Annotated in this window: 18 protein-coding genes and 1 tRNA gene; 9 read left to right on the top strand and 10 right to left on the bottom strand. The window is 69.5% G+C overall.

Annotated elements, in window-relative coordinates:
- Positions 1-21: 21 nt before the first annotated feature.
- Genes mscL through MJ607_RS01460 form a run of 3 tightly spaced genes read right to left on the bottom strand, consistent with a single transcriptional unit; the run spans position 22 to position 1380 of the window.
- On the bottom strand, positions 22-444 hold the full coding sequence (mscL, locus tag MJ607_RS01470) for a large conductance mechanosensitive channel protein MscL (protein ID WP_243073771.1): 423 nt from the start codon (positions 442-444) through the stop codon (positions 22-24).
- A 34-nt stretch (positions 445-478) separates the two neighbouring features.
- Positions 479-769 (bottom strand): FmdB family zinc ribbon protein, encoded by a 291-nt coding sequence (locus tag MJ607_RS01465; RefSeq protein WP_243073770.1) that lies wholly within the window; start codon positions 767-769, stop codon positions 479-481.
- A gap of 14 nt (positions 770-783) precedes the next feature.
- On the bottom strand, positions 784-1380 hold the full coding sequence (locus tag MJ607_RS01460) for a 5-formyltetrahydrofolate cyclo-ligase (RefSeq protein ID WP_243073769.1): 597 nt from the start codon (positions 1378-1380) through the stop codon (positions 784-786).
- A gap of 74 nt (positions 1381-1454) precedes the next feature.
- Here MJ607_RS01460 and galU point away from each other — a divergent pair, with 74 nt between their 5' ends.
- The 5 genes from galU (at position 1455) to MJ607_RS01435 (ending at position 5885) form a co-directional block, all read left to right on the top strand.
- On the top strand, positions 1455-2342 hold the full coding sequence (gene galU / locus MJ607_RS01455; RefSeq protein WP_243073768.1) for a UTP--glucose-1-phosphate uridylyltransferase GalU: 888 nt from the start codon (positions 1455-1457) through the stop codon (positions 2340-2342).
- A 37-nt stretch (positions 2343-2379) separates the two neighbouring features.
- Positions 2380-3009, top strand: coding sequence for a GNAT family N-acetyltransferase (locus MJ607_RS01450; protein WP_243073767.1), 630 nt, complete (start codon positions 2380-2382; stop codon positions 3007-3009).
- Between the two features lie 82 nt (positions 3010-3091).
- Complete coding sequence (locus tag MJ607_RS01445; protein WP_243073766.1) at positions 3092-3988, top strand: large exoprotein; 897 nt, start codon at positions 3092-3094, stop codon at positions 3986-3988.
- A gap of 61 nt (positions 3989-4049) precedes the next feature.
- A tRNA-Ala gene (locus MJ607_RS01440) sits at positions 4050-4122 on the top strand.
- Positions 4123-4259: 137 nt separating this feature from the next.
- On the top strand, positions 4260-5885 hold the full coding sequence (locus tag MJ607_RS01435; RefSeq protein WP_243073765.1) for an MFS transporter: 1626 nt from the start codon (positions 4260-4262) through the stop codon (positions 5883-5885).
- 88 nt (positions 5886-5973) lie between these two features.
- Here MJ607_RS01435 and MJ607_RS01430 read toward each other — a convergent pair whose 3' ends face one another.
- Both MJ607_RS01430 and MJ607_RS01425 read right to left on the bottom strand, forming a co-directional pair.
- Complete coding sequence (locus MJ607_RS01430; protein ID WP_243073764.1) at positions 5974-7566, bottom strand: AMP-binding protein; 1593 nt, start codon at positions 7564-7566, stop codon at positions 5974-5976.
- Between the two features lie 126 nt (positions 7567-7692).
- The gene (locus MJ607_RS01425) at positions 7693-8772 is read right to left on the bottom strand and encodes a Glu/Leu/Phe/Val dehydrogenase family protein (protein WP_243073763.1); all 1080 of its coding nucleotides are present in this window, start codon (positions 8770-8772) and stop codon (positions 7693-7695) included.
- A 190-nt stretch (positions 8773-8962) separates the two neighbouring features.
- Between MJ607_RS01425 and MJ607_RS01420 the strand changes: the two genes are divergently transcribed.
- The 3 genes from MJ607_RS01420 to MJ607_RS01410 all read left to right on the top strand — a co-directional run bounded on the left by MJ607_RS01420 (position 8963) and on the right by MJ607_RS01410 (position 11888).
- Complete coding sequence (locus tag MJ607_RS01420) at positions 8963-9763, top strand: class I SAM-dependent methyltransferase (protein ID WP_243073762.1); 801 nt, start codon at positions 8963-8965, stop codon at positions 9761-9763.
- Positions 9764-9928: 165 nt separating this feature from the next.
- On the top strand, positions 9929-11371 hold the full coding sequence (locus MJ607_RS01415; RefSeq protein ID WP_243073761.1) for a metallophosphoesterase: 1443 nt from the start codon (positions 9929-9931) through the stop codon (positions 11369-11371).
- A 40-nt stretch (positions 11372-11411) separates the two neighbouring features.
- Entirely contained in the window at positions 11412-11888 is a 477-nt protein-coding gene (locus MJ607_RS01410) for a YbaK/EbsC family protein (protein WP_243073760.1), read from the top strand.
- A 3-nt stretch (positions 11889-11891) separates the two neighbouring features.
- Here MJ607_RS01410 and MJ607_RS01405 read toward each other — a convergent pair whose 3' ends face one another.
- From MJ607_RS01405 to MJ607_RS01390, 4 genes are read right to left on the bottom strand one after another with little or no spacing between them, the layout of a single operon-like run.
- Positions 11892-13853: a glycogen debranching N-terminal domain-containing protein gene (locus MJ607_RS01405; protein ID WP_243073759.1), complete on the bottom strand. Its 1962-nt coding sequence runs from the start codon at positions 13851-13853 to the stop codon at positions 11892-11894.
- Positions 13850-14761 (bottom strand): carbohydrate ABC transporter permease, encoded by a 912-nt coding sequence (locus MJ607_RS01400; RefSeq protein WP_243073758.1) that lies wholly within the window; start codon positions 14759-14761, stop codon positions 13850-13852. The genes MJ607_RS01405 and MJ607_RS01400 overlap by 4 nt, the downstream gene beginning before the upstream one ends.
- Positions 14758-15963 (bottom strand): carbohydrate ABC transporter permease, encoded by a 1206-nt coding sequence (locus MJ607_RS01395; RefSeq protein WP_243073757.1) that lies wholly within the window; start codon positions 15961-15963, stop codon positions 14758-14760. The genes MJ607_RS01400 and MJ607_RS01395 overlap by 4 nt, the downstream gene beginning before the upstream one ends.
- Positions 15964-15975: 12 nt before the next feature.
- Entirely contained in the window at positions 15976-17238 is a 1263-nt protein-coding gene (locus tag MJ607_RS01390) for an extracellular solute-binding protein (RefSeq protein ID WP_243073756.1), read from the bottom strand.
- A gap of 124 nt (positions 17239-17362) precedes the next feature.
- On the opposite strand from MJ607_RS01390, the gene MJ607_RS01385 reads away from it, so the two are divergent.
- Complete coding sequence (locus MJ607_RS01385) at positions 17363-18391, top strand: LacI family DNA-binding transcriptional regulator (protein ID WP_243073755.1); 1029 nt, start codon at positions 17363-17365, stop codon at positions 18389-18391.
- On the opposite strand, the gene MJ607_RS01380 is transcribed toward MJ607_RS01385, so the two are convergent.
- A complete protein-coding gene (locus tag MJ607_RS01380) occupies positions 18379-19227 on the bottom strand; it encodes an IclR family transcriptional regulator (protein ID WP_243073754.1) in 849 nt (282 codons plus the stop codon). The genes MJ607_RS01385 and MJ607_RS01380 overlap by 13 nt on opposite strands.
- Positions 19228-19279 lie beyond the last annotated feature (52 nt).

The following is a 19279-nucleotide window of genomic DNA, read 5'->3' as shown; positions in this document are numbered from 1 at the left end:
CCGAGCCGCGCGCCGAGGCGGTCAGGCCTTGGGCGCGGGGGACTGCTTCTCGAGCAGGTCGCGGATCTGCACGAGCAGCTCCGTCTCGGTGGGCAGCGGCTCCTCTTCGGGCTGCGCGATGCCCTTGCGGGCCTCTTGGCGCTCCTTGAGGCGGTTCATGGGGTACACGAACACGAAGTAGACGACGACTGCGACCGCGACGAAGTTTATGAGCGCGCCGATGATGAGTCCCCAGCTGAACTCGGTGACCGAGCCCGTGAGGGTCTGCACCTTCCACGTCAGGCTGCTGAGGCTGTCGGCCTGGAAGATCAGCGCGATGAGCGGATTGATGAGTCCTGCGACGATCGCGTTGACGATGCCCGTGAATGCGGCGCCGATGACGACCGCGACGGCCAGATCGATGACGTTGCCGCGGAGGATGAACTCCTTGAAGCCTTTGATCATGTGACTGCCTCTCACTGTCGCCGGCTTCCGCCGGTCAGGAACCCGTCGCTGCGGGCGCGGCCTTCGCCTCGGACTTCGATCCTGTCGAAGAAGACGACGAGTCACCACCCGACGTGCCGCTCGAGGTGGAGGTCGACCCGGGCGCGGCGGCGCGCGAATCGGTGCGGTAGAAGCCGGATCCGTTGAACGTCACGCCGATCGAGCCGTACTCCTTGCGCAGCGCGCCGCCGCATTCGGGGCACTCGGTGAGGGTCGGGTCGGCGAAGGACTGCACGGCATCGAAACGGTGGCCGCACTTCTTGCAGGCGTAGGCGTAGGTGGGCATGGAGGCCCTTTCGGTCAGCGGCGCGGGGGCGCGAGCACGCGGGTCTGGGTGGGCGTCACGACGCCCGTGACGGGCTGGTCGTGCAGGTCGCGGGGGACCTCGTCGAGGATCTCGGAGTCGTAGACGACGGCGTACACGGGTGGGCAGCGCTCCATCGAGCCGAGCGTCTTGTCGAAGAAGCCGCGACCCCAGCCCAGGCGCATGCCGCTCGTGTCGACGGCGGCGGCGGGGATCACGAGCAGGTCGACGTCGTTGACCGCGATGGGGCCGAGCAGCTCGCCGACAGGTTCCGGAAGCCCGTACATGCCCTCCGCGATGTCGAGGTCGCTCGTCGCCACCGCCCAGTCGAGCAGGCCGTCCGTGCGGGTCACGGGAAGCAGGACCCGGATGCCGCGGGCCACGGCGCCGTCGACGAATTCGCGCGTGCCGGGCTCGGTCGTGGTCGAGAGGAAGCACGAGATCGATCGGGCGCCGACACGGTCGACGAGCGCGTTCAGCTGCTGAGTCAGACCGTGGGATGCGGCATCCCGCGCCGACTCGGAGAGGCACTGCCGACGCTCACGGAGCTCAGCGCGCAGGGCGCGCTTCGCGTCGGCGATCGCATCGGACATGCACACGATTCTAGGCGTGGCAAGGGGGACCGGCCTTCCCGAGGCTGTCGGAGGGTCCCGGATAGGATCGTGGGATGCCTCACAAGCCCTTCAAGGCCGTCATTCCCGCCGCCGGACTCGGCACGCGATTCCTTCCCGCCACCAAGGCCATGCCCAAGGAGATGCTGCCGGTCGTCGACAAGCCGGCGATCCAGTACGTCGTCGAAGAGGCGACGCAGGCGGGCATCGGCGACATCCTCATCATCATCGGGCGCAACAAGAACGCGCTCTCGAACCACTTCGACTCGGTGCCCGAGCTCGAGACGAACCTCGAGCGCAAGGGCGATCACGCCAAGCTCGCGAAGGTGCAGCAGTCGAGCGACCTCGCCGACATCCACTTCGTCCGTCAGGGCGAGCCGAAGGGCCTCGGCCACGCGGTCCTGCGGGCGCGCTCGCATGTCGGCGACCACCCGTTCGCGGTGCTGCTCGGTGACGACCTCATCGACGAGCGCGACCCGCTCTTGACGACGATGCTCGCCGAGCACGATCGCACCGGCGCGGCGATCATCGCGCTCATGGAGGTGGACCCCGACCACATCCACCTGTACGGCGCCGCCGCCGTCGAGGCGACCGAGTCGGTCGACGTCGTCAAGGTGACGGGCCTCGTGGAGAAGCCCTCGGCAGAAGATGCCCCGTCGAACTACGCGGTCATCGGCCGGTACGTCCTGAGCCCCGCCGTCTTCGACGTCCTCGAGCGCACCGAGCCGGGCAAGGGCGGCGAGATCCAGCTGACCGATGCCCTGCAGGAGCTCGCAGCGGATCCCGAAGGTCCCGGCGTGTACGGAGTGGTGTTCCGGGGTCGTCGATACGACACCGGAGATAGAGTTGACTACATCAAGGCCATCGTGCAGCTGGCCGCCGATCGAGACGATCTCGGTCCCGAGCTGCGTCCCTGGTTGAAGGACTTCGCGGCAACGCTGTGACCGCAGGGTGACGCCGCCCGGCTGAGGGGAGAGGTCGATGGAACTGACCGCTCCCCGTCGGCACGGGCCCGTGTCGCTGCGCCTCGTCCGTCAGCGCGACGCGCGGATGCTGCAGCAGGAGTTGCTGAGCAATCGCTCGTGGCTGCGACCGTGGGAGGCGACGAGTCCCGACGGGCCCGTCTCGTTCGACATGCGGCTCGGCATCCGCAGGCTTCTACAGCAGTACCGCGACGGCGCCGGCGTTCCCTTCGTCATGGAGTACGACGGCGAGATCGCCGGCCAGCTCAACGTCTGGGGCGTCGCGCGCGGCTCGCTCGCGTCGGCGACGATCGGCTACTGGGTGAGCGAGCGCTTCGCGGGGCGCGGCATCACGCCCGCCTGCGTCGCGATGGCGACCGACATCTGCTTCAGCGAGCTGCGGCTGCACCGCATGGAGATCTGCATCCGTCCCGAGAACCAGGCGAGTCTGCGCGTCGTCGAGAAGCTCGGCTTCCGGTACGAGGGGCTTCGGCGCCGCTTCATCCACATCGACGGCGACTGGCGCGACCACTACGCGTTCGCCCTCGTGCGCGAAGAGGTGCCCGAGGGCGTGCTCGAGCGCTGGGTGCAGGGGCGCGCCCCGCAGGACGCCGCGACGATCCCGCCCGCGGATCGCCTGCACGCCTGACTCCGGAGTCCGCCGCGTGCGGCTCCGGACGACACGCCGATATATCACCATCGACTGACACCATCTCGCTTACCTTGGAGTCATGGGTGGGCAGGTGCTGGGGGGCGGGGTCATCGTTCTCGTCGCGGCCCTGCTGTGGCTCGTCTACCTTCTGCCGACTCTCGCGAGCCGCCGCCAGTACGACGCGGCCGAGCGCAACGCCGTGCGACTCAACCAGGCGTTGCGCGTCCTCGCCGAGACGAGCGAGACACCGGACGAAGTGCACCTCGAGCTCAATGCCCGCACGGCTCTGGCTCAGCAGAAGGCCGCTCGCCGCGCCCTCGCCGAGCGTGAGGACCTCGCCAAGCGCACGCAGGTCGAACTCGACCAGGCGGGCCTCGAAGAGGCGCGTCAGGCGCTCGCGATCGCGCGCGACCTGCCCGCCGCGCGCCGTGCCCGCGCGCGCCGCCGCGCCCGGCTGCTCACGTCGACGACCGCGCTGATCGCGCTCGGGCTCGTGGCATGGGGCGCGTGGGAAGTCGCCAGCACCGGCGGATGGATGCTGCTCGCCGTCGGACTCGCTCTGACCGGCGTGTGCGCCGCCCTCCTGCGTCGGAGTGCGCGCGTCGGCCGCCCTGTCGCGGTCCGGGCGGCGGAAGAGGCTGAAGCGGTCCGCGAGACGGCGACCGTTCAGGATGTCGCGCTCGCGCCCGACGAGCGCGCGTGGGCTCCGCGTGAGCTGCCACGGCCACTCACGGCATCGGCCGGGTCGCGCGCCGCCGCCCTGCTGGATGCCGCGGAGGCCCGCGAGGCACTGCGAGAAGCCGCTCTCGAGGAGGCGCTGCGCGCTCGCGCACAGGAGCAGGAGCCCCCCTCGATCGCCGTCGTACGACGGGCGCGCGCGGCCGAGAGCGAGTTCGCACGCACGGGACACGTCGACGATTCCGAGATCGAAGCGCACGTGCGTCGCCTTCTCGAGCGCCGCGCGTCGGGCGCGTGAGAGGGCCCGTCCGCTCGATTCGGAGCCTCTCCCGGAGCGTGCTAACCTAACTGAGGTTCACGGGCCTGTAGCGCAGTTGGTAGCGCGCCTCGTTCGCATCGAGGAGGTCAGGGGTTCGATTCCCCTCAGGTCCACCGAATCCGAAACCCCTGGTCAGACGTCGTTCTGACCGGGGGTTTCGTCTTCTGCCGTGCGAGGCGCGTCGGCCGGGTTCACCCGTTTCGGGTAGCGGCTGCGACGCCGCGGGGCCGGGCGGCGCTATGGTCGGGCCATGAAGAACTGGCTCGTGATCGTCATCCTCGCTGTGGCGCAGTTCGTGATGGTGCTCGACAGCACCGTCATGAACGTTTCGATCTCCCAGGTCGCCTCCGATCTCGACACGTCGATCACGGGCATGCAGGCGGCCATCACGTTCTACACGCTGACGATGGCGGCGTTCATGCTCACGGGTGGAAAGCTCGGCGACAAGTGGGGACGCGGCCGCGCGTTCAAGATCGGCTCGGTCATCTACGGCATCGGCTCGCTCATCACGGGCCTGAGCCAGAACCTCACGCAGCTGCTGTTCGGCTGGTCGCTCATCGAGGGCCTCGGCGCCGTGCTCGTGATCCCGGCGATCGCGGCCCTCGCGGCCATCAACTATCAGGGCAAGGCGCGCGTCGCGGCCTTCTCGATCCTGGGTGCGGTGACGGGACTCGCGGCCGCTGCCGGTCCGCTCATCGGTGGCCTCGTCACGACGTACGGCTCGTGGCGCTACGTGTTCTTCGCCGAGACCGTCGTCATGATCGGCGTGCTCATCGTCTCGGGCAGGATCAAGGACGTCGAGGCCAACCCGAAGCTCAAGATCGACCTGCTGAGCGTCGTGCTGTCGGCGGGCGGCATGGCGCTCCTCGTCTTCGGCGTGCTGCAGTCCAAGACGTGGGGCTGGTTCGTGCCGCTGTACTCGCCCGAGTTCAACGGGCAGCCGGTCGAGCCGCTGGGCGTCTCGCTCGTGACGTACTTCATCCTGCTCGGCATCGTCGTGCTGTGGTGGTTCGTCCAGCGGCAGCGCAAACTCGTCGAGGCGGGCAAGGTCCCGCTCCTCAAGGTGAGCCTGTTCAACATCGCGGCGCTCCGCAGCGGCCTGTCCGGCTTCCTCGTGCAGTACTTCGCGATCGCGGCGCTCTTCTTCGTCATCCCGGTCTACCTGCAGACCATGCAGGGCTACGACGCGCTCGAGACGGGCCTGAAGATCCTCCCGCTGTCGGCGGGGCTCATCCTCTTCTCGATCCTCGGGTCGTGGCTCACGTCCCGCCGGTCCGCGCGGCGCATCGCGCAGCTCGGCCAGATCACGATGGCGGTCGGCCTGCTCTTCGTGCTCTTCTCGATCCAGCCCGAGCTCGCGGGCGCGCCGTTCGCGATCGGCATGTTCATCGTCGGCGCCGGCTTCGGCCTCCTCGCCTCGCAGCTCGGCAACGTCAACATGTCGGCGGTCGAAAAGGACGACACGTCCGAGGTGGGCGGCCTGCAGGGAACGTTCCAGAACCTCGGCTCGTCGTTCGGCACGGCGATCGTCGGCTCGGTGTTCATCCTGCTGCTCACGTCGGGCTTCACGACGGCGGTCGCGCAGAACGCGACGATCACACCGGACGAGCGCGACTCCGTCGTCGCGGCGCTGAGCGAGCAGGGCGTGCCGATCATCTCGCAGGATCAGGCCGAGACCCTCGTGCTCGACGCCGGCGGTTCGCAGGAGTCCGCGACGGCGATCGCGCAGGACTACGCCAACTCGCAGGTCGAGGCGCTGCAGCAGGCGATCTTCATCGTCTTCGCGCTCATGGTGCTCTCGCTCCTCCTATCGCGTCACCTGCCGGCGACGATCGCTGCGAAGCCCGAGCAGGAAACCGCCGAAGCCACGACCTGAGGACCCCGCCGGGCGGACGCGCGCCCGGTGGAATGACGGATGCCCCGGCCGCAGCAGCGGCCGGGGCATCCGTCTTCTGATTCGGAACTCAGGCGTTCGCAGCCTCGCGGGCCCGCAGATCCTTCCGCAGGATCTTGCCGGACGTCGACTTCGGGATGACGTCGATGAACTCGACGCGGCGGACCTTCTTGTGCGGAGCGACGTGCTCGGCGACGAAGTCCATGACCTCCTGCTCCGTGAGCGGCGAGTCGCCGGCGCGCACGACGAACGCCTTGGGGATCTCCTGCTTGTCGTCGTCGAGCACGCCGATGACGGCGACATCCATGACCTGAGGGTGTCCGAGCAGGAGTGCCTCGAGCTCGGCGGGCGCGATCTGGTAGCCCTTGTACTTGATGAGCTCCTTGACGCGATCGACGATCGAGAAGTAGCCGCCATCGTGATAGATCGCGACATCGCCCGTGTGCAGGAACCCGTCGGCGTCGAGCGTCTCGGCGGTCGCCGCGGGATTGTCAAGGTAGCCGAGCATGACGTTCGGCCCCTTGATCCACAGCTCGCCCGCCGCGGTCACGCCGTCTTCGCCGAGCTCGGTGATCTCGTCGCCCGTCGCGGGGTCGATGAGCTTGCAGACCTGGTTGGGCAGCAGCGTGCCGACCGAGCTGACGGGGATGTCGTCGCGGTCCCACGGCATCGCGTGCGACACGGGGCTCAGTTCGCTCATGCCGTAGCCCTGCATCATGCGCGCGTGGATGCGGGCGCCCGCGAGCTCGGCCGTCTCGCCGTCGAGGGGAGCCGCACCCGAGAAGACGGTGTGCACGCTCGAGATGTCGAACTGATCGACGATGGGATGCTTCGCCAGCGCGACCGCGATGGGCGGCGCGATGTAGAGGTACGTGCACGTGTGCTTCTGGATGTTCGTGAGGAACTCGACGAGGTCGAACTTCGGCATCGTCACGAGGCTCGCGCGCTGGCGCAGCGCGAGATTGAGCAGCACCGTCATGCCGTAGATGTGGAAGAAGGGCAGCACCGCGAGCACTCGGTCGTCGGCCTTGAGGTCGATGTTGACGCGAGACTGCTGGACGTTGGCGACGAGGTTGCGGTGGCTCAGCATGACACCCTTCGGGATGCCCGTCGTGCCAGACGAGTACGGCAGCACCGCGACGTGCGTCGCGGGGTCGAACGAGACCTCGGGGGCGGTTCGACCCTCCATGAGCAGGCCGCGGAGGTTCTCGTGTCCGTGCGCGCCGTCCATGACGATGACACGATCGTGCGGGAGGCCGACAGCCTCGGCCGCCGTGGAGGCCTGAGCCAGCAGCGGCGACACCGTGACGAACCACGTGGCACCGGCATCCTTCAACTGCTTCTCGATCTCTCCCGCCGTGTACAGCGAGTTGATCGTCGTGACCGTCGCCCCCGCGCGGAGGATGCCGTGGAACACCGTCGCGAAGGCCGGCACGTTGGGGCACAGGAGGGCCACGACGGTGCCGACGCCTACGCCGCGCGCCGCGAGCGCCCCCGCGAAGGCGTCGACCTGGGCGCGCAGAGCGCCGTAGGTCGTCTCGGCGCCCGTCGCAGGGTCGATGAGCGCGATGCGCGCGGCCTCGTCGGCGGTCAGGGATGCGAAGAGGTAGTCGTAGACGCTCAGATCGGGGATGTCGACGTCGGGGTACGGACTGGGGAACACGAGCTTCTCCCTTGACTCATCGTGCTGCGTCCCGGCGGCGGTGCCGGAGCGGGACCATCCTCGCACGAGCCCCCTTGAAAGTGCGACGCAGTGCCGTGGTGCCTGGCACTGCGTCGCATCCCTCCGCTAGGCGAGCGCGTGGGCGCCGTGCCCCGCGCCGGCCGCGAGCCGCGCCGCGGCGATGCCCTCGGCCGCCTCGAGCGGCGTCACGCTGCGGGACTCCGCGTCGTCGAAGACACGGCGGACCGTATCGCCGATCGCGGCTACCCGGTCCATGATCTCGACGCGCGTGCCGAGCTGCTTGGCGACGAGATCAAGGTAGATGACGCCGCCCGCGTTGACGACGAAGTCGGGGGCGTACAGGATGCCGCGCCCCGCGAGCTGCGCGGCGCCCTCGTGCGACGCGAGCGGGTTGTTCGCGGGTCCGCACACGGCCTTCGCGTCGAGTTCGTCGATGACCTCAGCGGTCAGGAGACCGCCGATCCCGGCGGGAACGAAGACATCGGCGGGCACGAGGTGCTCCATGCCCGGCTGGCTCCATGCTGCCCCGAGGTCGCCGGCGAGGTCGCGCTTGGCGGGATTCACGTCGGTGACGGTCAGCACGGCGCCCTCCGCGGCGAGCCGCACGGCGAGCCGGCCGCCGACCTGGCCGAGGCCCGACACCGTGATGCGTCGACCCTCGACGTCGGCTGAGCCGGTGACGCGTTCGAGCGTCGCGCGGAGCGCCTCGTAGACGCCGAGGCTCGTGGGTCCCGCCGGCTCGCCCGAGCCGCCGACGGCGTCGGGCAGACCCACGACGTGCTCGGTGCGCTCGCTCACGACGAGCATGTCGTCGGTCGTCGAGCCGACGTCCTCGGCCGTGCGGTAGAGGCCGTGCAGGGACTCGACGGCGTCGCCGAGATCGAGGAACGCGGCGCGACGGCGCTCCGCGTCGAGCGTCTCTCCGGGGGCGAGACCGATGACGGCCTTGCCGCCGCCCGCGTCGAGGCCCGCCGCAGCGTTCTTCAGGGTCATGGCGGCCGACAGGCGCAGCGCGTCGCCCAGCGCGTCGTTCCAGTGATCGTACGTCCACAGACGCGCGCCGCCGAGGGCGGAGCCGAGCACGGAGGAGTGAAGTGCGACGGCGATGAAGAGGCCGCTGCGGCGGCCGGTGATCACCTCCACGCGTTCATGCGTGAACTCGGGGAGGGGCAGGGTGTGCGACATCGCGATCTTCCTTCGGGCCGGCCTTGTGGGCTGTGCGCTGCGGACACCGCGGCGTTGCGGCATCCACTCTCCATTGCACCATCACCGGGCGTACTGTTCAACCGGACGCGTCGCTCTCGGGCAATCTGCTTCGATTCTTCGTTCAGGAGTGAGCGGGTATAAAGCACTCCCGCGGCGATACTGTCGTGGGATGGCGGAGCACTACACCCACGGTCATCACGAGAGCGTCCTGCGGTCGCACGAGCGGCGGACGGTCGAGAACTCGGCTGCATACCTCGTGCCGCACCTGCGCGCGGGCCTGCGCGTGCTCGACGTGGGATCGGGTCCCGGCACCATCACGATCGACCTCGCGCAGCGCGTCGCACCCGGCGAGGTGACGGGGCTGGATGCCGCGGCCGACGTCGTCGAGAAGGCCACGGCCCTCGCAGCGGAGCGCGGAGTCGCGAACGTCGCGTTCGGCGTGGGCGATGCCTACGCGCTCGATGCCGCCGACGGGACCTACGACATCGTGCATGCGCATCAGGTGCTGCAGCACCTGGGTCGTCCCGTCGACGCGCTGCGTGAGTTCCGGCGCGTGCTGGCGCCGGACGGCGTCGTCGCCGTGCGCGACGTCGACTATGCGGGGGTCATCTGGTATCCGCTCGTGCCTGGGTTGGACGAGTGGCACCAGGTCTACCTCCAGGTGCACCGCCTCGTCTCGGGGGAGCCCGCGGCAGGGCGCCGCCTCAAGGCATGGGCGCGGGAAGCCGGTTTCACCGAGGTCGAGTCGTCCGCGTCGCTGTGGCTGTTCGAAACGCTCGAATCGCGCGAGTGGTGGGGCGGCTCGTGGGCCGACCGGGCGCTGCACTCGTCGTTCGCCGAGCACGCGGTGGCCCATGGCATCACCGATCGCGCGGGTCTCGAGCGCATCTCGGCCGGATGGCGCGAGTGGGCCGCCTCGCCGGACGGCTGGTTCTTCATGCCGCACGGCGAGATCCTCGCGCGCGGCTGACGCGCCGAGTCGCTTCCTTGCACGTTTCCCCCGGAATCCGCAACGGGGGTATGCAGGCGTCCCTCTCCGGGGTATGGTTCCTGGGCTCGATATCGGTCCGCAGCGCTGCGTGAGACCGGATCGACTCTAGGCGGCTTGGGCGCACGGATCGAGGGATGAGCAACGATGTCCAGAACACTGACGAAGCCGGGAACGCGAGCCTTCCTCGTCCTGGTGAGCACACTGCTTCTCCTCTTCGGAGCGACCTTCTGGTCGGTGCCGCCCGCCTCCGCGGCGGTCGCCCCGGAGTGCGCGTCCTTCGACGCGGACCTGATCCAGGTCGTCAAGCCGAGCACCGAGGCGAGTCTTGCGACGCTCTCGGCCGTCGAGGTGGATTCGGCGGCAGCGCTGTACGGCTTCACGGGCGACCGGAAGGTGCTGACCGAGGTCGCGGACTCCGACGGCGCGGGCCTCACGCCGATCTGGCGCCTGTACCGCTGGGGCGACTTCGTCTGGGCTGCGGAAGGCCCCGACGTCGATGCCGCGCTGGCGGCGGGCTACGCGAAGCAGTTCGTCGCCTTCTACGCCTCGACGACGGAGACCGGCTGCCTCGAGCCCATCTATCAGCTCACCCTGAACGGCATGCACCGGCTGGCGACTGCAGCCGACCGCGACATCCTCGTCGGCGCGGGCTGGGTGGTCGAGCGCGTGGCGTTCTACGCGGTGCCCGAGGGCGGCGCGCCGGGCGATGACGGCGACACCCGGTTCAGCTTCGCCGTCATCCCCGACACCCAGAACGAGATCACCTCGAGCAACGCGCGGTTCGCCGATCGTGTGGCGTGGCTCGTGGCGAACCAGCAGCGTCTCGACCTGCGTTTCGCGACGCAGATCGGAGACTTGACCAACTGGGGTGCCGTCGACCCGGCTCAGTTCCAGCGGGCGAGCACCGAGCTGCAGCCGCTCGAGCGGGCGATGCCGTGGTCGGGCGCGATCGGCAATCACGACACCGCCGCCGTCTGCGCGGGCGGGTCGGCATGCCCCGGGGCCAACACGAACGCAACGGTGCGCGACACGACGGCGTACAACCGGTACTTCCCAGTCTCGAGGTTCCCGGACATCGAGGGGACCTTCGAGGCGGGCAAGATCGACAACGCCTATCAGCTGTTCCGCGCGGGCGGCGTGGACTGGCTCGTCCTCAATCTCGAGCTGTGGCCGCGCGTCGAGGCGGTGGCCTGGGCGAAGACGGTCGTCGCGTCGCATCCCGACGCCAACGTCATCGTCGTGACGCACTCCTACCTCAACGCCGACGGCACGATCAGCGGGAGCAACGGCGGCTACGGCGCCACCTCGCCGCAGTACCTTCACGACAACCTCATCAAGGTGTACCCGAACGTCAAGGTCGTCCTCTCCGGCCACGTCGGCACGTCCGCGGTCCGCACGGACGTCGGGGTCAACGGAAACAAGATCGTGAGCCTGCTGACGGCATACCACAGCCTGACCAACCCCGTCCGCATCGTGGAGATCGACACCGCCGCGGGCACTGCCACGTCCTCCGTCTATGCGCCGTACACGGACACGTCCTTCCCGTCGGACTCCACCTCGACGAGCGGGCTGAGCTTCGTGCGCTGACACGACCCGCGCTGTCGCCGGCTCACCATAGGCTGGGCCGGTGACCGCGCACCTCCCCGCCCGCAGCCGCCTCGTCCACGATTCGCTCCGCGCGACCGGCATCCAGGGCGAGATCGTCGTGCTTCCGGATGCCGCGTCCACAGCCGTCCTCGCCGCCGAGGCGCTCGGTGTCGAGGTCGGCGCGATCGCCAACAGCCTCGTCTTCTGGTCGGATGGCGAGCCGCTGCTCGTCATGACGAGCGGAGCGCACCGCGTCGACACGCGGGCGCTCGCTGCGCGGCTGGGTCGCGCGACGATCACGCGCGCCACGCCGGAGCAGGTGCGGGACGCGACGGGTCAGGCGATCGGGGGAGTGGCCCCCACGGGGCACCCGTCTCCCCTCACGACGATCGTCGACGAGGACCTTGCGGCGTTCCCCGAGATCTGGGCCGCGGGCGGCACGCCGCACACCGTCTTCCCTCTGACTTACGACGAGCTCGTGAGACTCACGGGCGGAACCGTCGCGACCGTCGTCTGACGCTCAGCGCTCGGGGTCTCGCGCGACGATCTCGAGGCACGCGACAGCGGCGGCCGCCGACCACGCCTGCGGCCGGCACGCGGCGGGGTAGGGCGCCGGGACTGGCGAGTCCGCGCGTGCGTCGCCCGCGTGCAGCTCGGGCATCCGGAAGTCGAACGCCTCCGCGGCGGCGAGCAGGCCCTCCATGACAGTGCGTGCGTGATCAGGCAGCCCCGCGCGGGCCATGCCGCGCGCGATGATCGCGGTGTCGTGCGCCCACACGCTGCCGCCGTGGTAGCTGAGGGGCCAGTAGCCAGCGGCATCCGTCGACATCGTCCTCACGCCGAAGCCGGACGACATCGATGCGCCCGTCAGCAGATCGGCGACGGCGGCCTCGTCTGCCGCGTCGAGGATGCCGGTGCTCAGCAGATGACCGATGTTGGAGGTCAGGGTGTCGACCGGGCGGCCGTCGCGGTCGAGCGCGATCGCAGGGTATCGACCCTCCGGCGTCGTGACCCAGAACCGCTTGGCGAACCTCGCCTTCAGGCCCGCCGCCCACTCGCGCAGGCGGTCCGCCCCCGGGCGCCCGAACGTGTCGAGCAGGCGCGCGCCCGCGAGGGCAGCCTCGTACGCGTAGCCCTGGACTTCGCTCAGCGCGATCGGCCCTTCGGCGATCGTCCCGTCGCGCCACTGGATCGAGTCGCCGGAGTCCTTCCAGCCCTGATTCGACAGGCCATGGCCCGTCTCGTCGATGTAGTCGAGGAAGCCGTCGTCGCCCGCCGTGCCGATGGTCCACTCCAGCGCCCGCTCGAGGGTCGGCAGGAGCGCCTCGACATCGGCGGCGGGCATGCCGGCCTCGGACGCCTCGCCGAGCAGCGCGACCCAGAGCGGGGTCGCGTCGACGGTGCCGTAGTACAAGGGCGCCAGCGAGATGCCCTCGCCGGGCATCTCGAGTGTCGCGGATCGCAGCTCGTGCGGGATCTTGCCGGGCTGCTGCGCCGTCGCAGGGTCGGTGGCGCCGCCCTGCAGCCGCGCGAGGACGCGAAGAGTGGATGCCGCGATGCCGGGGTCGACCGACAGCGCGAGCCGCGCAGCCCACAGCGAGTCTCGACCGAAGAGCGTGAAGAACCACGGTGCGCCCGCCGCGAAGAACTCGTCCTCGGGGTGGTCGGGCAGCGAGAGGCGCAGGGCGTCGAGATCGGAGACAGCCCGAGTGAGCCACCGGTCGAGCCTCGGGTCGACGACGGGAGAGGCCGGGCCCACGCGCCTGGAGGCTCCGGAGGACGCGTCAGCGGCGCCGGGTGGGGGAGTGGGGACCGTCCCCGTGCCCCAGAGCGTCGCGGAGCCCGCGTGCACGACGAGGGTCGGGTCGAAGAGACGCATCGACCACTCGCTCGTCCACTCGCCGCGGGGTGGGCAGTCGACGTTCCATTCGAGTTCGATGGACTCGCCGATCGTCGTGTGCGAGCCGGATGCCCAGATGACGAGAGCGGCGTCGCCGGCCTCGACGCGGGCACCGCCGTGCGCGTCGTGCGCCGTCCACGGACGTGTGCCGGGGATGCCCGCCTTGACCTGCTGCATCGTCGCGAAGTCGGGCACGATGCGCACGCGCAGCATCGTCCGGACGGGAGACTCCAGGTGGGAGCGAACGGTGATCCGCTCGCGGACGATGCCCGCCTCGACAGTCCTGCGCCGCAGCAGCCGCACTTTCGGATCGGGGGTGTCGTCGTCGATGCCCCGCAGGAGTGCGCCGAACTCCACGAGAGACGCCGAAACCTCGGCCAGCGATACGGCCTCGGGGATCAGGACGTCTTCCGCGGCATCCGTGTAGGTCAGCGCCTCTTCGCGGACGAAGCGCGTGTCGCCGTGATAGATCCCGTCGATGGGCTCGGCGCCGAGGTCGCCGCTGCGGCCCGACCAGACCTGAGTCGGCGCCCGCAGCACGACGACGGCGTCGGACAGGAAGGGCTGAAGCCCCGGGTTCATTCCTTCACGGCTCCTTGGCTGGCGTTCATGATGCGCTTCTGGAAGACGAAGAACAGCAGAGCGACCGGGATGGTCATGATGAGCGCCGCCGCGAGCTTGAGCGGATACTGCGTTCCCTGGCTCAGCTGACCGGATGCGAGCCCGGCGACGCCCTTCGTGAGGGTCGTCAGCTCGGGCGACTGGGTGGCGACGATGAAGTGCGACAGCTCGTTCCACGATCCCTGGAAGGACAGGATGATGATCGTGATGAGCGCGGGCCGCGCCATCGGGAGCACGACGGACCAGAAGATGCGGAAGGCGCCCGCGCCGTCGATCCTGGCCTGCTCCTCGACCGACACCGGGATCGACTCGAAGAAGTTCTTCATGATGAACACACCTGCGGCGTCGACGAGGAGTGGCAGGATCATGCCCGCGTACGAGTCGTAGATGCCCAGCTGGTTGATGACGAGGAACCGCGGAATGAGGAGCACGACGCTCGGTACGGCCATGACGCCGATGACCGCCGCAAACACGATTCCGCGCCCGCGGAAGCTGAGCCGCGCCAGGGCGTAGCCCGCGAGCGATACGAAGAACACCCGGAGGAGCGTGACACTGACGGTCACGATCGCCGAGTTCTGGAACCACACCGGGAAGTCGCTGCGCAGGAACAGGCGCTCGTAGGCCGCGGTCGACCATATCTGCGGAATGAGCGCCACCGGGTTGATGGCGGCTTCGGCGTCCGTCTTGAAGGACGTCGAGAGCTGGACGAGGAAGGGATAGATGTAGACGAGCGAGATGAGGATGAGCACGGCGTAGAGCGCGATCTGCCATCCGGTGCCCGACCTGAGGCGTCGCGTCGTGGATCCAGCCCCGGGCGCGCGTCTCGGCGGTGCGCTCATCCGTGCCTTGTCGACGGTCGTGTCGATCATCGCGGGGCTCCGTTCTGCGGGTCGCGGTCAATGCCGCCAGGCGCCTGGGCGGGGTCGGGAGGACTCGGCACCTGGTTGGCTGCGACGGTCGCCGGCGTCGCGGTCGCCGGCCGGGCCGGCACCTCGTACTCGCGGGCGCGACGCCGGGACACCGGACGTTCGCGGAGCGCCCAGCGCTGGAACAGCGTGAACAGCACGATGATCGCGAACAGGATGAAGGCGATGGCCGCGCCCTGACCCCAGTCCTGGTCGAGGAAGCCCGCGTCGTATGAGAGGTAGGCAGGAGTCAAGGTCGTCTTGGCAGGCGATCCTCGGGTGCCGGTGTAGATCTGATCGAACACCTGCCAGCAGCCGATGAGCCCCAGAGTCAGCACCGTGAACAGCGCCGGGCGCAGCTGCGGAAGCGTCACGCGCCAGAACCGCTGCCATGCATCGGCCCCGTCGACCATTGCCGCTTCCTGGATCTCGGGGCCGATGTTCTGCAGAGCAGCGAGGAACAGCAGCATGAACGTGCCGCTCGTCGTGAAGATCGCCATGAGGATGAACGCCGACATCGCCACCGACGGGCCTGACATCCAGTTCCACCAGGAGACGGCGATGAAGCGATTCTCAGTCAGGAATCCGGGTCCTTCCCGGACGCCGACACTCGAGAGGACCACGTGGAAGATGCCCCGCGGGTCGGCGAACCAATTCGGCCCGTCGATCCCGACCACGCCGAGGAACGCGTTCACGACTCCCCGCGGGTTGAACAGGAACAGCCACAGCACCGTGATCGCCACGGTCGCCGTCACCGACGGGAAGTAGAAGGCGGTCCGGAAGAATCCGCGGCCGCGGAGCATCGCGCCGTTGACGAGGAGCGCGAGGAAGAGCGAAAGCGCCGTCTGCAGCGGCACGACGAGGAGCACGTACCACGCGTTGTTGCGCATCGCCGTTCCGAAGTCACGCGCTGTCAGTCCGTCGCCAGTCGTGACGCTGGCATAGTTCTGCAGGCCGACGAAGTTCACGTTGCTCGAGAACGGGCTTCCCCGCCCGTTCCAGTCCGAGACGCTCACCCAGAGCGCCATGATCACCGGAACGAGGAGGAAGACACCGAGGATGACGATCACGGGCAGTATGAAAACCCAGCCCGCCAGCGTCTCGCCGCGACGGATCCCCGATCGGGTAGACCGTGCGCGGCGAGGCGCTGAGGCGGTGGCAGTCATCGCGCGCTCACCTCAGCCGACGATCGCCTCGAAGTTGGACTGGACGGTGTCGAGGATCTGCTGCGGGTCGCCGTCCTTCAGTCCCTGGAGCTGGGAGTTGAAGTCCGTGATGGCGTCCGAGCTTCCGTCGTAGGTCGGGAATCCCTGCGCGTAGTCGGCGCCCGCGAGGAAGGCTGCGAGGGTTGGGTTGTCGCTCGTCCACTGATCCGCGGCCGACTTCGCCGAGGGCATGGGCCCGAAGGCCTTCGAGAAGGCGAGCAGCTGATCGGCGCTCGTCATGTACTCGACGAGGTCGAGAGCGGCCGCCTGGTTCGGACTGTCGGCGGCCATGCCCCAGCAGTTCGTGAACTGCAGGGTGCCCTTGCCCCCGGGCCCCTCGGGCAGCTCCGCCACGATGTACTCCACGTCGGGGAAGTCGTTGGTCATGGCACCGGTGATCCAGTTGCCTTCGATCGTCATGGCACTCAGCTGCTTGCCGAACGCCTCACCACCCCAGCCCGCGCCCAGATCCTGCGCGTACGCGAACGTGCCCGCCGCCATCTGGTCTTTGACGTAAGTGAGGGCGTCGACGTTCTCCTGGCTGTTCGCGATGACCTCGCCGTCACGGACCAGGCCGCCGCCTGCCTGCGCCATGAACGTTCCGATGCGCTGCCACTCCCACCCGAACCCGAGGCCCACGACACCGTCTTTCGTGAGCGTCTGGGCGACGCTCGACAACTCGTCCCACGTCGTCGGGATGTCGGCCTCGGTGAGGCCCGCGGCATCCCACAGGCCCTTGTTGATGATGAGGGCGAGCGTCGAGAAGTCTTTCGGCGCGCAATAGAAGTCGCCGTCATAGGTGAAGTTCTCGACGAGCGACGGGTAGAAGTCGTCTTTGTTCTCCAGAAGGTCGCCGTACGCCTTCAGTGAGCCGTTGTCGGCGTAGCCCGCCAAGAACTCGGGAGCCAGATAGAAGAGGTCGGGCGGGTCGCCCGCCGCGAATCCCTGCGCGAGCTCCTGCGCTTGGTCGGTGGCGACCTTCACCTCCACATCGATGCCTGACTTCGCCGACCATGCCGCTGCCGCTTCCTTCACGGCATCCGTCTCTGCATCTCCGCTCGACCCGAATTGGATCGTGAGGCCGTCGTCGGAGCTCGTGAGCGCGCCGTCGGATGCCTCGCCCCCGCCGCCGTCTCCGCCGTCGCTGAATCCCTGCCCGCAGCCGGCGAGGACGAGGGCAGCGCCGACCGTGAACACTCCGGCGATGAGACCGCGCGCTGCTGTGTGTCGCTTCATGAGATCTCCTTCGATACTCTGGTGCGACGGGATTTGATCGTTCAAATCTCGCCTGCGTGTGCACCGTAACGACGGCGTCGTCGAAGCGTCGAGGGGGTTGCGCTCGCCGCGGAAGGTGATAGTGATGACTGCTCGCCAGCCCACGGTCGAAGATGTCGCGCGCCGCGCAGGCGTGTCGCGTCAGACCGTGTCGAACGTCCTGAACACGCCTGAGATCGTGCGCGCTCCGACGCGCGCGCGCGTCGAGGAGGCGATCGCGGAACTGGGCTACGCCCCCTCGATGGCTGCGCGCCGGTTGCGCACGCGGCGCAGCGAAACGATCGGCATCCGTCTCGATCCGTATGCGGGTGGCATCTCGGGGATCGTCCTCGACCGCTTCGTGCATGCGCTGACTGACCAGGCGACGCCGCGCGGTCTGCGCCTGCTCGTATACGCCGCCGACGACGCCGACGACGAGATCGCACGCATCCGGCGACTGCGCGAGGGCGGCGAGATCGACCGCGTCGTGCTGACGGGCACGTTCGAGGGCGACCCGCGCGAGGCGTGGCTCGCCGAGCATGGTGTGCCGTTCGTCGCGTTCGGCCGCCCGTGGGGCGAGCCGGGCACGGGTGCGCAGATGGGCGATCCCGCGCGCCCTTGGGTCGACGTCGACGGGGCCGCCGGCACGCGCGCCGCGACATTCCACGCGCTTGGCGAGGGGGACCGCGTCGCCTTCCTGGGATGGCCCGCCGGCTCCGGGACGGGTGACGATCGCGAGCGGGGATGGCGCGAGGCGCTCGGCGGCGAAGGACTGCGCTGGAGCACGCTCGACAGCGTCGCCGAGGCGAGGGCGACGGTAGAGCGCGAGCTCGCGCGCGAGCGCGTCGACGCCGTCGTATGCGCGAGCGACGCCCTCGCGCTCGGCGCGCACCTCGCGGCGTCGCACGCGGGGCGCCCCGAGCTGCTCGTCGTCGGCTTCGACAACACGCCCGTCGCCGAGGCGCTGGGCATCGCGAGCGTCGAGCAGCGGCCTGAGCGCGTCGCAGAAGCTGTGCTCGATCTGCTCGTCGCCGATGCGTCGGCCGGCGACGTCGGCGCCGGGCCTTGGCATCGGCTCATCGAGCCCGTACTGGTGGTGCGGGAGCGGGAGTACTTCTCGCCTCAGCGCCCGTAGAGGCGGTGCGACAGCTCGGCGGCGGCGCGGGCGACGAGTGGAGCGAGAGCTGCCACGCGCGCTTCGGCTGGTGCGCCGCCCCGAGGCTCTGCGTGTGTGGGCCCGTCCGCATCGCGCGCCGCCTCGTCCGGCCAGGTCACGGCGATGGCGGCGGTCGGCCAGCCGACGTGGTCGAGCACCGCGATGCCGACGGAGCGCAGCCCGAGCGTGACCTCGCCATCCTCCGTCGCATGGCCGCTCTGGCGCGCCTCGCGCAGCAGGTCACGCAGCTCACGGGGGCTGTGGGGACCGCGACCCGTGCGGTCGGCGAAGGAGGCGGCATCCGGGAACAGCGCCCGCACCTGCTCGCGGGGAAGCGCCGCGAGCATCGCCCGCCCCGTCGCGGTGAGGTGCGCGGGGAGCCGCACGCCGACGTCGGTCACCAAGGCGGGGCGGCGGGGCGCGCGCTCCTCGACGATGTAGACGACGTCGCGCCCGCTCATGACCGCGAGGTGCGCGCTCTCGCCGACGCGGTCCACGAGATCGGCGAGCAGCGGCCGGCCGAGCCGTGCGAGCGGAGCCTGGCGGGCGAAGCCGCCCGCGAGCTCGAAGGCGGCGACGCCGAGGCCCCACCGCCGCTCGGCGGGAACGTGCACGACGTATCCGTGCTCCTCGAGGGCGCCGAGCAGGTGATACACGCTCGAGCGGGGGATGCCGAGGTGCGTCACGATCGTGCGCGCAGCGACCGGGCCGCGCTGCCGGCCGAGGAAGGTGAGGATGCGCAGCGTCTGGTCGGCGGCGGGCACCTGGGGTCGGTCGGCGGCGATGGCGGACGAGCTCGCGCGATTGTCTGGCATGACAGACACAGGATGCCACGACCGTCTGTCGCACGCGAGGGCGCGGGTGTGG

Source organism: Microbacterium sp. SS28 (genome assembly GCF_022761035.1).
GTDB lineage: Bacteria > Actinomycetota > Actinomycetes > Actinomycetales > Microbacteriaceae > Microbacterium.
This window is presented reverse-complemented; position numbering and strand designations above follow the sequence as displayed.

Excerpts from the sequence above, each read along its gene's own strand:
- mscL (WP_243073771.1), bottom strand. The coding sequence starts at position 444 with ATGATCAAAGGCTTCAAGGAGTTCATCCTCCGCGGCAACGTCATCGAT.
- MJ607_RS01465 (WP_243073770.1), bottom strand. The coding sequence starts at position 769 with ATGCCCACCTACGCCTACGCCTGCAAGAAGTGCGGCCACCGTTTCGAT.
- MJ607_RS01460 (WP_243073769.1), bottom strand. The coding sequence starts at position 1,380 with ATGTCCGATGCGATCGCCGACGCGAAGCGCGCCCTGCGCGCTGAGCTC.
- galU (WP_243073768.1), top strand. The coding sequence starts at position 1,455 with ATGCCTCACAAGCCCTTCAAGGCCGTCATTCCCGCCGCCGGACTCGGC.
- MJ607_RS01450 (WP_243073767.1), top strand. The coding sequence starts at position 2,380 with ATGGAACTGACCGCTCCCCGTCGGCACGGGCCCGTGTCGCTGCGCCTC.
- MJ607_RS01445 (WP_243073766.1), top strand. The coding sequence starts at position 3,092 with ATGGGTGGGCAGGTGCTGGGGGGCGGGGTCATCGTTCTCGTCGCGGCC.
- MJ607_RS01435 (WP_243073765.1), top strand. The coding sequence starts at position 4,260 with ATGAAGAACTGGCTCGTGATCGTCATCCTCGCTGTGGCGCAGTTCGTG.
- MJ607_RS01425 (WP_243073763.1), bottom strand. The coding sequence starts at position 8,772 with ATGTCGCACACCCTGCCCCTCCCCGAGTTCACGCATGAACGCGTGGAG.
- MJ607_RS01420 (WP_243073762.1), top strand. The coding sequence starts at position 8,963 with ATGGCGGAGCACTACACCCACGGTCATCACGAGAGCGTCCTGCGGTCG.
- MJ607_RS01415 (WP_243073761.1), top strand. The coding sequence starts at position 9,929 with ATGTCCAGAACACTGACGAAGCCGGGAACGCGAGCCTTCCTCGTCCTG.
- MJ607_RS01405 (WP_243073759.1), bottom strand. The coding sequence starts at position 13,853 with ATGAACCCGGGGCTTCAGCCCTTCCTGTCCGACGCCGTCGTCGTGCTG.
- MJ607_RS01400 (WP_243073758.1), bottom strand. The coding sequence starts at position 14,761 with ATGATCGACACGACCGTCGACAAGGCACGGATGAGCGCACCGCCGAGA.
- MJ607_RS01395 (WP_243073757.1), bottom strand. The coding sequence starts at position 15,963 with ATGACTGCCACCGCCTCAGCGCCTCGCCGCGCACGGTCTACCCGATCG.
- MJ607_RS01390 (WP_243073756.1), bottom strand. The coding sequence starts at position 17,238 with ATGAAGCGACACACAGCAGCGCGCGGTCTCATCGCCGGAGTGTTCACG.
- MJ607_RS01385 (WP_243073755.1), top strand. The coding sequence starts at position 17,363 with ATGACTGCTCGCCAGCCCACGGTCGAAGATGTCGCGCGCCGCGCAGGC.
- MJ607_RS01380 (WP_243073754.1), bottom strand. The coding sequence starts at position 19,227 with ATGCCAGACAATCGCGCGAGCTCGTCCGCCATCGCCGCCGACCGACCC.